Origin of the sequence: Pontibacillus marinus BH030004 = DSM 16465 (assembly GCF_000425225.1) — a bacterium.
Classification (GTDB): domain Bacteria; phylum Bacillota; class Bacilli; order Bacillales; family BH030062; genus Pontibacillus; species Pontibacillus marinus.
In genome coordinates, this window is record NZ_AULJ01000001.1 from 205,498 (window position 1) to 223,273 (window position 17,776).

Below are 17,776 nucleotides of genomic sequence, written 5' to 3' on the forward strand. Positions count from 1 at the left end.
CGTCGGGGGAGGCACCACATTTGTTATGATTTTAAAACTACTTTAATCTTTTCATCTTCTTTCTTATCGCAAAAATCATATCCTTTTGCTGCTTCTTCTGGAGGTAGTTTGTGGGTAATAATATCAGTTGGATCGAATTCTTGATTCTCAATCATCTCGTACAGTTTAGGCATAAGGTGGATGAAAGGTGCCTCGTCCTCTCAAGTATCGAAGTATTGAAAAAAGTTAATGATACGTGAAAAGAAGCTAATCTAGTACTTTTTGAAGATTAGCTTCTTTTTTGATTTATTTACTGAAGCTACTTATTTATTACTTAAAGTATGGACATAAAGAAATATTGATTTATTTCATGTTGCGAAGGGACGATGCACCTGTCCCTATTGTCCCGCAATCTATAGCGGTCCCATTGGTTAAGCAAGTCATCTACATTTTCACTGTCTGAGTCTTTTAAGGCTTTAAATAAAGTGTTTTTATGGTTACTTAAAAGCCAATTAATATTTTTTTGAATAAATGTAAGGTGATTAACATCTAAAGAATCGTTTGATTTCTCTGCGTTTATTGATTTAATTATTCCTGATAAGTGAGTATCTAGTGGGTATAACACTGAAGAATCAAAGAACAGGTTATCTTGCGCTTGTGATCGTAGATAAGATAGAGATTCTTGTGTTTTTCCTAGCCAAATAGCTGCTAAAACAATGCTTTCTTCATACTCATCTTTATCATCATTTTCAAAAGCATGAATAGCTTCCAGCAAATAATCGTTTGTTTGCTTCATATTCAAATGGAATGAATCAACAGACTGAACGTAGCTTTTTTTTATCACTAAAATGTTCTACTATTACAATAGTAGTAAGTACGCATATGATGGTTATACCAATAAAGAAATTTGTTCTTTTCATTTGTTTAGTTCCTTTCATCAATAAATGACTGAATGCTTATTACGATAAATATCTTATAATTCCTTCTTTATGAACAACTTTTTTGTAAGCACAATTTAATCATTGCAAAGATCAATCTCCCTATATGCAGGCTGACAGTCAACGATCTCTCCTTAAACTAATTACTTTATATCTTAAAGAAAGTGGTGCCTGACCCCCGGTGCGTTAACGAATTAACGCGCCGGGGGTCAGGCACCGTTTTGGATATTTATGTTAAAATCTGAAATATAGTAAGCTAATAAGGAAGTGATGTCATTAATTTTTGGAGGGTTCTATGAAAAAGTGGTTGATCACCATTGCTTTGTGCGTTCTACCATTAGGGGTAATTGCTTTCAATAGCAAATTCTATTATCCAAAACTACCATTTGATTCTGTGAGCAAAAAAGAAGTAGTTGAATCTATAACTCAATCTTCAAAGGATATGGTGAAGGTTGCAGAAGAAAATGGATATGAGTGGTTTATTACACGCATGGAACAAGGAAAAGCTCGTGAGAATTTAAAGGAAATGATAAGTAAAAAAGGATGGAAGTTTAAAGAACAAATGGGAAGTGGCTATATTTTTGAAAAGAACGATAAAAGACTGATAGCAGAGACAGAAATGTGGACTGGAAACTTTGTTATGGTGCAAGTCCCGAATACATGGGATATTCCCGCCTATATAGAGAAGGACCTAAGTGTGGAAGAGGAGCTGAAGAAATATGAGGATGTATTTAAGCAAGCTAAGGAAGCAAAGGTAGTTGAAGATCTGGGGAATGGAATACATGAATTAAGAGGTACTGATGCTGTAAAGTTTATTCCAGAACAAGCGAAAGTAACCTCATTTGGAAAGCTTAGCTATGGCAATATAGTTATCGAGTATAAGCTGAAAAATCTTGAATATGCTGTTACTTATTTTACTTATGATAAGAGAGTTAGAAAATCAATTTATAACCCAGAAACTAAAGAAATGTTCTTCAAAAATTCCTGGGAAAAGAAAATTGTGAAAAGAGAACTGGAGTAAATCAGGCAAGGTCGTATTTGAAATAGAATATCATAGTGTCTGTATCTCCCCTGGGGTCAGGCACAATGTATATACAAAATGAGGAGGAGATGGTGCGATATGGGACAAGAAAGTGATAAAGATCGTCAGGTAGGAAGCTTATTTTATTCAACCAAAGTCCAAAAATGGGGCAATAGCTTGGGAGTTCGTATTCCTAACGTTTTTGCTAAAAGCATTGAGATTGGTGAAGGAACAGAAGTCGAAATGTATGTTAGTGATCAAAAGCTTACGATTCAACCGAAAAACAAAAAACCAACATTAGAAGAATTACTAGCACAATGTAAACCCGAAAATCGTCATGAAGAAATTGACTCCGGGAACAAAGGAAAGGAATTGTTGTAATGTCAGCACCAGAACAAGGGGCATTGGTTTATTTAGACTTCAATCCGCAGGCTGAGCATGAACAAGCAGGCCGACGCCCAGTTATTGTATTATCTCCGTATTCATTTAACAACGTAACAGGTTTGGCTTCTGTATGTCCGATAACGAATACAGCTAGAGGGTGGGGGTTTGAAGAACCTTTACCCGATGGATTAGTTTTTGAAGGCGTGATCTTAACGGATCAAATTAAGAAGTTAGATTGGACGGTACGTAATATCCAACTAAAAGGATATGCTGATTCGCAAACTGTACAGAATTGCTTGAACAAAATACATATCTTTTTGTAGCAGGCGACAAGGTACAGGTGTATCATCTCTTCGTATCCCCTAAAGGTGCCTGACCCCTACTACGTTAACGCGTGAAGGTGCTGGTGTCAGACACTTTACTTCTCAAATCTCCTTAAAATAACATCTCATATTCACGATCTCTCCCCTTTAAAACTCTATCAAAATGCCGAAAATAGGATCATATCGTATTTAATTTGAAGGAGTTATTTTATGTCTAATCAAAACCCAGGTTGTTTAGGATCATTATTAAAACTCATTGGAATCGAGAAAGGTACAACCTCAGATGAACATACAGAGATGAAACTACCATATGCAATAAGGGATGACTTTTTATCACCAGCAGAATTATCCTTTTATCAAGTGCTGAACCAAGTAGTAGATAGTAGCGGCGTGATCTGCCCTAAAGTTTCACTTGGAGATATCTTTTTTGTGAAAGCTAAAGACAAAAGTAAACACACAACCTATTTAAACAAGATTAATAGAAAGCACATCGATTTCCTTATATGTGACACAGCTACAATGAAACCTGTTGTAGGCGTAGAGTTAGACGATTCATCTCACTCTAGACAGGACCGTATAAAGCGAGATGAATTCGTTAATAAGCTATTTTCTGACGCTGGCCTTCCTTTAGTACGCATTGCGAATAAGCGAAGCTATACTGTATCTGAAATAAAAGAAAGGATCTATCCTTTTCTACAAAAAGAAGCCGATACTTCAAAAGAGTTTGAAACACAAGTGAATTCGAACCAGGATACAAATGAACCTACATGTAAAAAGTGTGGAAGCTCAATGACAAGAAGAATTGCCAAAAGTGGTGAAAGAAAAGGTAAGGCCTTTTACGGTTGTAGTAATTTTCCGAAGTGTCGAGAAGTAGTTGCTATTGATTGAGTTTATTTCTCCTACTGTAAAGAAAACCCATAAGACTTGCTTATAAAATGATCGAAAAGCTAGACTATGTGATATAAGTTGAATTATTGAGTAATAAAACAAAAAGAAAGAGTAGAGTCACGGATGAATCTACTCTTTCTTTTTGTTTTTGAAATATACATGTAGGCGTAGTGGTACTTTATGACTGTTAAATGTGAAATTATACTACGAAATAAACACTAACTATATATTATTATATTCAAAAATTACCATTAGAATGATTGTGCAACCCTATGCTCTTATGGGGGACATTTATGCTAAAATTAACAAGGAATTCATTTACAATTTATCAGATTATTAATTTTCAACAAATTTACAACAAATTACATAAGGAAAAGACTTTAAACAAAGTAGTAATGAAGTCACTCTGTAGTTGTGTGAATAGCTCATATATTTATGATAGAATTTATTTGGAAACCATATGTAAATAAAAGTAATTAAAAGTTGAAAAACAAATGAAATACTAATTCGAGGAGGGTAAGTATTGGAAGGTAATCCTTTTGTTTATTATTTAGACCAATACAATGTATTGTCACCTAACCATGCAAAGATCTATGACGAGTACACACATGATGAAAATAGTGGAATTAATTACCATTTTAATGTTCATACTCAAATTGAAGACACGTTAGTTAATCTTTTTGAAAGTAAGCCACAGAGTGTAATTTTGACGGGTAATGCAGGGGACGGCAAAACACGCTTATGTAGAATGATACATAATCACTTTAACGAACATAATGAGTTAACTACATGGCCGGAAGAAGGAATAATAGAATTTCCTTTTAAAAATGGAAAAATAAGAATTGTTAAAGACTTATCTGAATTAAAAGAAGATGTGATCTTGAGAGAGTTATCATTGTTACAAGATAACATTCAAACACAGCATACAAATAAAACTTATTATTTAATTGCTGCTAACGAAGGAAAATTAACAAAGTTTTTATCACAGCACAACGAAGTATTAAGTCTATTAAATAAAGAGGTTCTAAAACGTTTTGAGTCTCATGAACATAATTCAAATCAATTTAGTATCTTTAATCTTCTAGATGTTACTTCCTCTGTCTATGTTAATAGAGTCTTAGAAGATTGGAATAAAGATGAAAATTGGCATCCATGCCAATCATGCCCGAAACAAGATCGGTGTATCATTTACATGAATCATGAGAGAACTTCTAATGATCACATTCAACAAAAAATTGTTGAACAGTATCAAATGTTAGATTATCTAGATACTCACATTACACTGAGAGAAATGTTGATTCACATCAGCTTTATGTTAACAGGTGGTTACACATGTGAAGATGTATTAGAAGCGGATTACACTGATTTGAAAGAACAAATAAAACGTCCTTACTACCAAAACTTTTATGGTCAAGAATTAAGTGAAAATGCATTTTCTGAGATGAAAGCTTTAAGATTATTTAAAACACTTGATCCGGGGAATTACTCCCATTCATCTATAGATGATTTCATTATTAATGGAGATATTAACGGAGATGAGGACCTTGAAAAGATTTACGAGAATCTTTTTGGAAAAACACTTGATCTAGAGTTAGGCTACTTCCAAAAGAAATTAGCATTATATCGTGACTATAACATAGGTAGTGATCAATCTCTGATTGATGAATGGATACCAAAATTGAGGAGAAAGTTCTTTTATGAGTTAGAAGATAATCATATCTTCAAGCCTAACCAGCTTTTACCTTATGAATACCTAAGTGACTATAAATCTATGTTTGATGATATTAAGAACCAAAAGGCAACCAAAAAGGTATTAATAGGTGGGTTAAATCGGGTCTTCTCTGGAAGACTTACTAAAGAAACCAAGCATCTATATGCAACAAATAAGAACTTAATGGTTTACGACACTTTTAAACAAAATAAAGATGTCAAACTCATTGAAGAAAGTGAAAGGTATGACCTAGATAGAAAACCTTCTACGTTCACTTTATGGGTGGACGACGAAGTAGAGTTGCCGTTAAACTTAGCGATTTTTGAATATCTGATGAGAGCTAGTGGTGGAGGAACACATAATATACTTCAACAAGATGCAGAAATTTTAGTAGACACTTTTAAGAATGAATTGATAAGAATTAGTGACGCCGATGATTATATATTAAACATCTTAAGGTATGACTCAGATGAAGGTTTATTTATAGAAGACGAAATTACTTTAGATTAAGAATGGAGGTTCACCATGTCTAAAAGTGGAGTAGAGAGATTTTCTTCCCAGTTATCAGCACAAATATGGGGACACCGTTTTATGGATGGTCAAAAAGGACCAGAGTATGTACTAGAATTTTTAAATGTTCTATATGGTACAGAATATAAATTTGATGCTTGTCAATATCAACGAAATAAATCTCTGGGATTAAGAAGGTTTATTTTCGAGGGAGATAAAGAAGGGGCAAAAGGAAAAGTAGTTTCCTTACCTGAAGAAGATAAAGAAACTTTATATCAAATGGCTTCTAGCAAGGAACAAGTGGATGTTATTCGAGAATTCTTCAAAAATCTAGAAGTACCATTGCATGATGGTAGAGGCAAAACAGCTAACCGTTCTTGGTATGCTAAAACGCTATATCCATTACATGAATCCTTACTTTTCTTTGAAGTCAGAACGAAAAGTGGAGATATTGCTTATGAACGTAACTTTTTTGCACGTGGGGGAGAGCTATACTTCTTAATGCTTGCTTACGGTACAGCTGATGATCTTGCTCTTCGAGAAAAAATAGAAAATCGCTTACAACAATTGCTACAAAAGAATAGAGCGATAGAGAATATTGTAAACAAAATCACAGAGAGCTTAGATAAAGGTTCTCAACCGAAAAATAATGAGTACTTTCCTCTAACAGAGGTGGAGGGTGAAAATAAAGAGTATCCATATCTTCCTGTGACGGATGATCCTATGTATCATGAGTTTGCTAAAGAGTTCTATCAATTAATCTCTTTAAACATTGATATTTATGAAATGTTTGAACTCATGACAAGTCTAATAACTTTCCAGTTATCAAGGTACATGTTGAATAGAGCTAAAGACCAGGAGGATGCAAAAGTTACGTACTTTTTTGATTGTTTAGATGGACAATTGAATCCTATTAAACGGCTTTCAGCAAGATCGTTTAGCGATAATGAGCTGTTAATAAAAAATAAGTTTGAATCTTATTTTATGGAGATTTTCAATGAGAAGATCCCAAGCGAAGAGTATGTACAAGAGAATCTTCAAAATTGGAAAGACAATCCAGAAGAGTTTATGGACTATTTAGGCTTAAAAAAGCTTTCTACTGCTAGAAAAAATAAAGTGATTAAAGTATTGAATACGTGCCAAAATCACACTGATATTTCTACTAATCTGTTTAACGTTGTGAAAGATATTGTATCTGATCAGCTAAAGAAACACCAATTAAACATTGTACGTGGTTTAACACGTGATGGTGGTTTCGGAGGTTATCGTGTAGGAAGTAAGTATAGATACTTTATGACAGATAGTTTCCTACAGGTGTTGGTTTATAGTATTGTTAAGCCAAAAAGCTCTATGGAATACCATGACTTTTTAAAGACTTTATATGAAAAGTTTGGGTTTATTATTGGTGAAGTCGAAGCTCGAAAAGATGGTATATATGAAACTTCTAGAATAAATATTAGCTATTTCCAGAGAAATGAGTATGCTTTAAGGGAGAAACTCAGACATAATGGATTATTAGTAGAATATTCAGATGCGACTGCAATGATAAAAAATCCATATGAAGAAGTAGAAATGCAGGTGGTAGAATGATGAAACATAATGAGTTGCTTGGTAAATGGATATTTTATGTGCTAAAGAATCACTTTTATCATCAAAAAAACGAAAACGCTGATAAATTATTTATTAAGGTAAATGGACTAACTCATGATAATGTGAAGGCTGTGTTAAGCGAAATACGAAATAATAGTGCACTTCTTAAAAATTATTATGATCCTATTATTAGAACTATAAAACCGGTCGAAGGATACCCTGAATATAGCTTTCAAGGTACAGAAACATCAACTAAACTAAGAAACTATACTCAAGTAAACCAAGCGCTCTTAATGATCATCAATGAGAATACACCTGAAGGGCAGAGCTTAGAGAATATTTTTGCTATTGATGAGTCTTACTTGCTTTCTGAAAAAGGATTCCAATCCTTATTTACTGTTCTATCAGATGAGTATAATATGGCCGGAGAAGAAATTGAAACTATTCAATTATTCCTTAATATGTATCGCAAGCTAACGGATCCACAGCTTAGGTTTATCTTAAGGTTTATTTCAGAAGTTATTTCATCAAACTCTCCTTCTATTGTCCAATTAATTCAAGATAGCTTACCTGAACTTAATTTATTTAAAGATAATGAACTTATGATTCCAAAAGGTGAAAAAAAGTTAAAAGCAAACTTCTTACTAGCCAATTTACAAAAAAGTAATGGAGATCTTGACCCGGAAAAATTACAAGACAACTTATATAAGTTTTTAAACAAAGAAGAACAAAATAATTTTCCAAGTGATTTATGGCAACAAACAAATCCTGAACAATTTGAACAAGAAGCTTTAAATTTCATTAATCAGAAAAGTTTAGAGTTATTAGAATATCAATTTAAAGATATCCAATCACTGTTTAGCTTTAAAGATAAAACAACTTTATATGATCAGATAAGAAATCATCTGAGTTTAGAAGAATATACAAAAGAAGAAAAACAACATGCAGAAGACGGGATTGCTTCAATCGAAAAAGGTGATGATCCTGATGAAATGCAGCACTTCTTAGAAGAACATGAAGGAGAACTTTCACAAAAACCAGACTTAGTAAAAAAAATCACTAGAAAAATAGAGAAAGCGCGACACCCTGAAGATTATAAAGACTTAAATGAGGCAATTTTATATTATTCATTTACACTCATTGAGGATAATATCGAAGAACTTGATGAATATAATACTACGTTCGAACTGACAGTAGTGAACAATAAGTTAAATGAGGAAACGAAGAAATTAGTAACTATTTATTTAGAAAATTTAGAGTCAGTAGCACCTCTATTTAAATTCGATAGTGAATCTTTAAATGACGCTGAAGTTGATACTTCTATTAGTGATACAGAAGTAACATTTAACTTAAAGCTGAAAGTAGGAGATCAATACCTAGGGAAAGAAAACTTTAAATTAATAGGTTTTGAGAATCTGGAACTATTAAGTATTTTAGACCTTGTTCAAGAAGGTTCATTACCATATATGAAGATATATGATGATGAACAAGTTGAAACATTAGATGTAGGTGCGCTAGTCCAGGAAGAAGTTAGTGCATACCTCTCTCTGAATGAAGAAGGATTTAATGAACATTATGATTCGTTTGTTAGTTTTCAAAAGTACTTTATAGAGGCCTTATCCAGTGTGACTGAAAAAGGGTTGTTTGGAATTGACTTTTATGAGCTAGAGGCGAATTTAGAAACTTTATTAAAAGGTGTAACCACTAATGCCACCATTACAAACACCATATATAAATATCTAAACTATATCGGATCAATTGACAATTTACCTGTCAAACTAGGTCAGAGAGGATATAGTAAAGAAAGAATTTTAACAGTTATTAACCCAATACGGCTAGTTAGCTTGAAGCATAGATATCAGGAAATAAATCATAAGGTGGAAAACTGGATAAACAATGCTCGCAAAGATAACTTAGACGTAACGAAGCTTGAAGATTATATGAATCATGTTGTAGATGAAACGATAGACTTGGGACCAAGATACTTCACTAGTGATGGCGATGATTCATTTCTTATTGAGGTTAGTGAGACACTAGGTGAAGGTCACTTTGTTCTAAATACTGAACGTTCAGATAAGATGGATCACTTAGCAAATGATCTATCAAAGGAATTACTTACAAGTGTAAAAAACTATTTTGAAGTGTATCCTTTCGCTAAAGATGGTATGGATATCTTGTTCTTATATTGTCAAAGTGCTGATGTTATTACGAAATCAATAGATGAATTGTTTAAGAAAGTGAAAAATTTAAACAAGCTTAAAATTACAGTTCATAGTACACATGCAGCTCCTATCCACAGAAGATTAAATCAATGGGTAAAACAAAGAGAAGAATACATCCATCCAGATGGGACTAGTAAGTTCCCTAAAGTTGAGATTAAAGTGATTTCTGGTCTAGATGTAAATGAGATATCTAAACAAATAAACAACCATATGATCGATGCTGATTTAGTGGTATTAGCTGACTATTTTGCTCAAAGCAGTCAAATTAAGTATGAGTTTGATAAGATTAACTACGAAAAATCGGATAACTGGTTTGAAGTTGTATATAAAGAACCCTTATTAAATACTGAAGTAGTTAAACGTATGTCTTATGTAAGTGAATCTATGCCACCGATATTAAAATCTTTCTATCAGCTTCAGTATATATCTCAGAAGAAAGAGATTCTTGAAGAGGACGAAGTATATGTTCTAAAAAATAAAGTAGCTTTATCTAACCAAAATAATGATTTAATTGATTTTCTACATTCTAATTTTAATTGGATTATGTTTATGGATAGATACTTAGATAAATCTCTACTAGAACAAACATCAACTAATGCACAAATCATTCAATACAAGTCTAAAGCTGGTTCTAACAATAACTATAAACTTATTGTTTCTTCTTCTGAATATATTCGTAAACTTAATAATCAACAAGAAGATGAATACTATGATCGACTTGGGAAGAAGTTAAGTTTAATTCTGAAGAACCCACAGATTGATAGGAAAAAAGTAGTCGATTCTATACAGGAAGTTAAAAAGATATCTGGAGCACTAGTATTGAAAGCAATAGGTCCAGGTAAATACTCTCACGAAATGGTAGCAACCTATTTAAGTAAGAAGTTCAGAGAGAATGCTAATGACAATGTGTTGCAGGTATGGTCTGTTTGCGATGAGCTTCCATGGTTCTCAAATAATAAACGACGTCCTGATTTGGCGATTACAACAATAAAAGAAGTTGATGGTACATTACAAGTTGACTTCAATATTGTAGAATTAAAGTTTGTTAGCTATTCAATATTTGAAAGAGAACGATATGATGCAATCAAACAAGTAGATGCAGGTATGAATGTGTATGAAAATCTCTTCTCTTTCGATGAAAATAAAACTGATTCTGAATTCTGGCGAGAAGAATTAGTTCATTACTTTATCGAAAGAGGATCGTATAGTCCTGAAGAAGCGCATATATTAAAGGCATTACAGCACACACCAATTTCAAATATTAACGTAAATATAAATTCTTCAATAGATGTATATTGTTATACTTCAAACCTACATGAGCATGATTTCGAAAGTATATCTAATGGTGCTTATTATCAGAAATTAGAGGGAGAATATGATAATTATGTATTCTCAAGATCTTATATCCTAAATCATCTTGGTGCCTCTGAAGAAATCGCTCCAGACTATGCTGAAATTGAAAGTAATGATGAGACATTTGAAAAAGAACTAGAGGCAAGAGAAACTATTTCTAGCGCGAATGATAACGGTAAAGATGCTACAGATAATGAGCCTGAAGAGGGTGAACAAGAAACTGAAGCAGGAAGTGAGAATGAAGGTGAAGACACAGATATTCCCACTTCAGATCTTGGTGATAGTAAAAGTGAGATTGAGCATGAACCTACTTCTATTCCAACCGTTAAGCCAGATAAAGAGGATGCTGATCAAGAAGGATCTAACCTTGTAAATGGAGAAAATCCTGAAGTAGTTGCTCTTAAGGACATGGAGCCTAATGAGAATGTTAATGAAGATCAAAGTGATTTGAAGAAACAATATATAAATAATCTAGAAACACACTTTAATCGAAATAAATTAAATGTCAAAGTTAAGAATGCTGTAGTAGGATCAAGTGTTGTGCGTTTAATATTGGATATTCCTTCTTCATTAAATTCTGATAAAGTAATGCGTAGAAGGCAAGATATCCAGCTATGGTTAGGCTTAGATCAAGAACCTCATATGTTTATTGACAAAAACGGCATTAACATTGATATTGCCAGGGACAACCCTGATACAATCTTCTTTGAAGATTTCATGAAAATATCGAGAGAACAACTAAGTGATGATATTAAGGATACAAACTTGATATCACCACTTGGATTTGACCCTTTGAATAATGTAATTAACATTGATTTTTCTGATCCATCTACTCCACACTTATTAACCGGTGGAACAACAGGAAGCGGTAAAAGTGTAACACTGAACTCTATCATTCTAGGTAGTATGTGCTTATATGATCCAAGTAAACTTCAATTTGTATTTATTGATCCAAAACAGGTTGAGTTTACAGTTTATAAAGGATTGCCTCATACAAGAGATGTAGTAACAGATATTAACGAGGCTGTAAGCACATTAGATATACTAGTTCAAGAAATGGAAGAACGATATAAGCTATTTGCTCAAGAATTCGTTAGTAATCTTGATGAATATGTAGAACTTACAGGAAAGCGTCTACCTCGTATTGTAATTGTATTTGATGAATTTGCAGACTTTATGAGCCAAGATAAAGAGATTGCACAGAAAGTTGAAAATGCAATATTAAAACTTGGCCAAAAAGCAAGAGCTGCAGGATTGCATCTGATTATATGTACACAAAATCCAAAATCTGACATTATCAATACAAATATCAGAAACAATTTAGGTGCTAGACTTGCATTAAGAGCTACAGATTCTACTGCATCTACTGTTATACTAGGAGATAGTGGCGCTGAAAACTTAGGTGGTAAAGGTGACTTCCTTGCTAAAACAAGTAGTCAAAAAGTTACTCGTGGTAAGAGTCCATTTCTTACGCCTAAAGTTAAAAGAGCATTACTAAAATACTTTTCAGGTAAAAAATAATTAAATAATACATCTAGATCTTTATCTAGATGTATTATTTTGAGTTATATGATTACTGGAACAACTTGTCCAGTAAATCTGAGGAAAGGATGTAACTTAGCTTATGGCATACGGACAACATCAAAGTTTCTATTTAAGAGACAGATGGCTAAGTAAAGCAATCAAACAATTAAAGAAAGATAGTCGCTTCTTCTATGATAAAGAAGCTTTTGAAAAGATTGGATTAGGTAAGAATATGGTTCAATCTCTAAGGTTTTGGGTTGTTGCAACAAACCTCGCTGAAGAGCAAACAAATGATGAGAGAAAAAAAGTACATTTACTCACAAAATTTGGTGATCTTATAGATGAATATGATCGACATATTCAATTTGTAGATACAGCATCTTTATTACATTATCAATTAAGTAGTAATTTTGAACCTTCTACAGTTTGGTTCTGGTTCTTTAATATTTTGGATGAGACAACAGTTAGTAAAGAGGACCTATTTAGGTTATTTTCTAAATGGGTGGTTCAAAATGAGGAAAAGCGTGTCTCTGAAAAATCTTTAAAAAGAGATATTGATTGTTTAATTAAATTATATACAGCCGGTCAAACAGCTAATGACCCAGAAGAGGTTATTCAAAGCCCCTTAAATAAATTGAATGTGATGTCTGAGAAAAATGGAATGATCTTTAAAAAGACACCTAATAGTATTGAGGAAATAGGTTTATCAGCCTTGTACTTTTCGTTGTTAGATTATTGTTCTAAAAATAGTGTTGAAATGGTTTCAGTAGATGAAATCATTTATCAAGATGGCCTATGGGGGAATGTGTTTAATATGAATCGTAATTTAATCATACAAGCTTTACACCAATTAACCAATCATCCTCTACATCCTATAACCTTTACTAGAACAAATAATTTAGACACAGTCAGAGTTCCAAAGGTTGATCCTTTAGAATACTTAAAGGATGAATATAGTAGAAAGGTGTACGTGCAATCATGAGTGCAAACAACGTTTCTTTTAAATCTAGTATTAATATAAAGTTTGATTTAGGAAATGAGAACTTTTTTAATAGATATTTACCTACGCCTTCACATGCAGAAGCTTTTATTGGTTTACTTAAAGGTTTTAATGAGAAGTCTTCATCCAAGTCACATATTATAATGGGACCATACGGAACAGGGAAATCATTAATCGGAACAATTTTAAGTAGTATTACATCAAATAATGTTTCTAATGATACTGTACAAGAACTGAAACAAAAGTTCGAAAAAGTAGACGATGATATATACAATGAGTTAAACAAAATACAGTCATGCGATAAAACTTATTTACCCATTGTTCTTAGTGGTAATGAAGGAAGATTTAGAACAGCAATTATATCTTCTATTATGAAAACATTAGAACAAAACGATATACATGTAACAGTACCTGGTGTAGTAAATAAGGTTATATCCACAATTGAAACCTGGGAACAAGATTATCCACAAACTTTTGAAGCTTTCTTAAACTATTTAAAAGAAGCAGGTAAGGAATATGAATTGTGGAGAATCGAAGTTCTCAGCCATAATTCACAAGAAATTGAATGGTTTCAGTCAATATTTCCTTACCTTACATCAGGAACCGAATTTATTGTCGACTATCAATATGATTTTGTAGAGCAAATCAAATATATTCTTGATGAACTTGATAAATTAGATTTAGGTCTTTTTGTTACCTATGATGAATTCGGAAGGTTCTTGCAAACATTAGATACAACACTAATTCACGAGACAATGCAAGACATACAAGATATTGCTGAATTGGCAGATCACTATACAGACTCATTTCATATATTGCTTATTACTCACAAAAACTTAAGACAATATTTCAATGTTTTAAAAGATGAACATAAAGACGAATTTCAGCGAATCGAAAGAAGATTTAAAACCTATTATATTGAAAGTGATCAGTCTACATTTGTTCGCTTAGCTCAAAACATTATAAATGATTTAGATATTAAAAATACACTTTCGAAAGATTATGAAGAGAGTGTCATTAATACGTTAAGAAAATACACCTTCTTTCCCACTCTTAATCAAGTAGAGTTAGAGGAGTTAGTAGTTAGTGGTTGTTATCCAATCCATCCAATCACGTTATATTTATTACCACATTTATCAAACGTATTTGGACAGAACGAGAGAACATTATTTACTTTCTTAGAGAGTACTGAGACTGGAGGACTTTTAAATCACTTAGCTAAAGATGATGGATATTATTTAGCGGATCAATTATTTGATTACTTCTTTTCTGGAGACCATTTTATTAGTGAAGATATAAAAGATAGTGTACGCCTATATAAACAGCTGATTAAAAAAATACCAACTCCATCAAACGGGTTAGAGCAAAGAATATTAAAATTCATTACGCTTTGGGAGTTAACAGGGCTTCAGTCCATGCATAAGATAACCAACGAGTTACTTTCATTAGCTTTAAATGAAGAAATAGAGAACGTAAATAAAGCCTTAGATCAATTAAACAGCTATAAAGCTGTCCGTTTTAATAGAATAATGGGGTATTGGGAATTATTCCAAGGAAGCTCTATAAACATCGAAGAGGAAATCCAATCAAGATTAGAAGAAACTTCAATTAACCAAAATAGAAGAAAAGAGGTTATTGAAAATGCATTAGATAACAAATTCTATTTGGCGACTTCTTACAATGATGAAAAGAGTATGACAAGATTTGCTACTACAAACGTTACATTCAGCTCTGATATTGTAGAGGAAGGCAAATTCGACTATGATCAAAATTCCGATGCAAGTATTTATCTTGTGATACTTGAAAAGAGTGAAGACAGAGAAGACATTATTCAACAACTTAAAGACAACTTTTCATTTAAACAAAGTATTTTTGGTGTTTCTCATTACCCAATTACTTATATTTATGAAGTAATTGATCAGTTAATAATCGTTAATCAAATGATAGAAGATGTTGAGTTACTAAAGCAAGATATCAATATCAAAGATGAACTCTTAATTAAAAAGGAAGACCTACTCTTTTCAATTAAAGAGTATATTAGAGTTTGGACAGATTTTAGTGGTCATGCTACATGGATTCATAACGGAGAAGAGATAAAGATTCAAAATCGAATTGTTTTAGAAAACAAACTTTCCGAGATAATGTATGATATATATCCTTATACACCAGAAGTTAGAAACGAATCCATTAACCGAAAGAAGATTAATAATGTACAGTTGAAGGCAGCTAAAACTGTAGTTGATCATATAATTGAGTTTCCTTATTCTGAGCAGTTTAACATTGAAGGTAAAGGACCAGATTATTTAATCTATGCTACTATATTTAAAAATAACGGATTCTTAATAGATGATCTAAATAATATTAGCTCTAAAGAGTTTCAATTAATGAGAGATGATTTAATAAACTTTGTGAAAAACAATAAGAAAGGGAATCTCAACGAATTAGTAAGTATCTTGGAGAGAAGTCCTTACGGGATTCGAAAACCTTTAATTCCTATTTATATTATTTCCTTATTACGAGATGTATGGGATCATACGATGTTCTATAGAAATGATATGTATGTGCCTGCAGTAGATGGAGACAAGATCTACAAAATGATAGAAGAAGCAGATCAATATGAATATATTGTTTATGACTTCAATAAACAGCTTACACCATTTCTAAATGAAATTGACTCTGTATTTGGGGAATATAAAAGTGAGTACGTAGATGGTAAACCAGCTATTATACAAATGAGCAGTGCTGTTTTAGGGTGGTTAAGATCTTTACCTAAATACACGCAAATCACTTCTAACTTATCCCCTGAAGTAAATCAATTTAAGGAAACGGTAAAAAGAAGTGAGGTAGATCCGTCTGCCACAATTCAAAGTTTATTTGAGAATTATCAAAATGATTTTGATTCCTTAATATCTATGAAAGTAAATATAGAAAACTTCTGTGATCATCAAATCGAAAATATTAAAGAAAATATTTTTTACTATACGGAAACAAGCTCATATAAAGAATTGATAAACTGGGCTAATAATCAAAGCGGCTTTGCTCAAAAGAAAAATGCAACAGTATATAACATTTTGAATGTTAGTACGAGTGATAATTGGGTGTCGGATTTTGTAGAGGAATATATAGGGCTTAGAATACAAGATTGGTCTGATAGAACGTATGAAATGTTTATTAAGCAGTTAGAGAGAGATATAGAAATGCTTAATAGCAAAGATTCAGATAATACGAATGCACAACAATTACAAATTGATGGAAGAAATGTTACTATACAAACAGACGTAGAACTTTCAACAAAGTCTAAAACCATCTATAACAATGTTCATAGAATGGTGAATAATGCTGGTAGAACAGTGCCTAAAGAAGAAGTAGAGTATATCGTCTACAAATTATTAACGGAATTTGTAGAATAACGGGGTGTTTTTATGAGAAAGAAAGTGCACGTAGCTATGTTCAGTGGAGGAGCTGCAAGTGCTTATGTTGCAAACCATATGGTGCAAACACATGGTAAAGAAAATTCTATTCTGTTCTTTACTAATACCTTATGGGAAGATGAAGATAATTACCGATTCATGGATGAAGTTGCTGACATGATTGGTGTTGAAATCACTGAGGTAGTAGATGGTAGAACTCCAGAAGAAGTGTTCTATGATTATAAATTCTTAGGAAACTCTAGGCTTGCAAAATGCTCTGAAGAGTTAAAAGTTTATAAAACAATAACATTTTTAGAAGATTTGAGAGATAACCATAATTTAGAACCTATTCTTTATTTTGGTATCGGACCTCATGAGAGCCATCGTGCTGATAATCTTAAAAGCTTTTATGAGCATAATCCATTAGAGCCGATTGAAACTCGTTTTCCTATGATTGAAACCTTCAGAGAAGATCTTGATGTGAAATCTATCATTGAGAATGAGTGGAAAATTAAACTACCTAGAATGTACGAATTAGGTTTTAGTCACGCAAATTGCGGTGGCAGATGTGTGCGTGGAGGTTTCCAACACTATGCTCAATTATATAGTATCTGGCCCGACCGCTATAAAGAACAGGAAGAAATGGAAGAAAACTTCCGTAAGCACTTTGAGAAAAACGTTTCTATTTTAAAGAAGGATGGTAAACCATATACTCTCAAAGAATATCGTGAACAAATGGATAGAGAAGGAGTCGACAAATTCCTTAAGGTTCAGGATAATACAGTGCCTTGTGTTTGTTCGTTTTCATAGTCAAAAACCCGAATCCTAATTTAGGATTCGGGTTTTTAAAATTTAATTACGCATTCCTATATTTACAAATATCATGTGTATTTATGGAAATTCATATATTTGGTATAATTATT

At 32.5% G+C, this 17,776-nt stretch carries 11 protein-coding genes and 1 pseudogene; 10 read left to right on the forward strand and 2 right to left on the reverse strand.

Annotated features, from left to right (window positions below):
- Positions 1–23: 23 nt before the first annotated feature.
- Positions 24–194, reverse strand: a pseudogene (locus H514_RS25120) (glutathione-dependent formaldehyde dehydrogenase); the annotation flags it as partial.
- Positions 195–313: 119 nt separating this feature from the next.
- Positions 314–823, reverse strand: a complete 510-nt coding sequence (locus H514_RS0101045) for a hypothetical protein (RefSeq protein WP_027445281.1) — start codon at positions 821–823, stop codon at positions 314–316.
- A 389-nt stretch (positions 824–1,212) separates the two neighbouring features.
- On the opposite strand from H514_RS0101045, the gene H514_RS25045 reads away from it, so the two are divergent.
- From H514_RS25045 to H514_RS0101095, 10 genes are all read left to right on the forward strand, one after another.
- Positions 1,213–1,938: a hypothetical protein gene (locus tag H514_RS25045; protein WP_197063031.1), complete on the forward strand. Its 726-nt coding sequence runs from the start codon at positions 1,213–1,215 to the stop codon at positions 1,936–1,938.
- A 99-nt stretch (positions 1,939–2,037) separates the two neighbouring features.
- Complete coding sequence (locus H514_RS0101055; protein WP_027445282.1) at positions 2,038–2,319, forward strand: AbrB/MazE/SpoVT family DNA-binding domain-containing protein; 282 nt, start codon at positions 2,038–2,040, stop codon at positions 2,317–2,319.
- Entirely contained in the window at positions 2,319–2,645 is a 327-nt protein-coding gene (locus H514_RS0101060) for a type II toxin-antitoxin system PemK/MazF family toxin (RefSeq protein ID WP_027445283.1), read from the forward strand. Before H514_RS0101055 ends, H514_RS0101060 begins: the two co-directional genes overlap by 1 nt.
- A gap of 210 nt (positions 2,646–2,855) precedes the next feature.
- On the forward strand, positions 2,856–3,533 hold the full coding sequence (locus H514_RS0101065) for a DUF2726 domain-containing protein (protein ID WP_027445284.1): 678 nt from the start codon (positions 2,856–2,858) through the stop codon (positions 3,531–3,533).
- Positions 3,534–4,056: 523 nt separating this feature from the next.
- A complete protein-coding gene (locus H514_RS0101070; protein WP_027445285.1) occupies positions 4,057–5,754 on the forward strand; it encodes a P-loop NTPase family protein in 1,698 nt (565 codons plus the stop codon).
- A gap of 15 nt (positions 5,755–5,769) precedes the next feature.
- Entirely contained in the window at positions 5,770–7,344 is a 1,575-nt protein-coding gene (locus H514_RS0101075; RefSeq protein WP_027445286.1) for a hypothetical protein, read from the forward strand.
- 38 nt (positions 7,345–7,382) lie between these two features.
- Positions 7,383–12,440, forward strand: a complete 5,058-nt coding sequence (locus H514_RS0101080) for an FtsK/SpoIIIE domain-containing protein (RefSeq protein ID WP_161625875.1) — start codon at positions 7,383–7,385, stop codon at positions 12,438–12,440.
- 103 nt (positions 12,441–12,543) lie between these two features.
- Entirely contained in the window at positions 12,544–13,425 is an 882-nt protein-coding gene (locus H514_RS0101085) for a DUF4007 family protein (RefSeq protein WP_027445288.1), read from the forward strand.
- Positions 13,422–16,853, forward strand: coding sequence for a hypothetical protein (locus H514_RS0101090; RefSeq protein WP_036841444.1), 3,432 nt, complete (start codon positions 13,422–13,424; stop codon positions 16,851–16,853). The genes H514_RS0101085 and H514_RS0101090 overlap by 4 nt, the downstream gene beginning before the upstream one ends.
- Before the next feature lie 12 nt (positions 16,854–16,865).
- Positions 16,866–17,663 (forward strand): phosphoadenosine phosphosulfate reductase domain-containing protein, encoded by a 798-nt coding sequence (locus H514_RS0101095; RefSeq protein ID WP_027445290.1) that lies wholly within the window; start codon positions 16,866–16,868, stop codon positions 17,661–17,663.
- Positions 17,664–17,776: the final 113 nt, after the last annotated feature.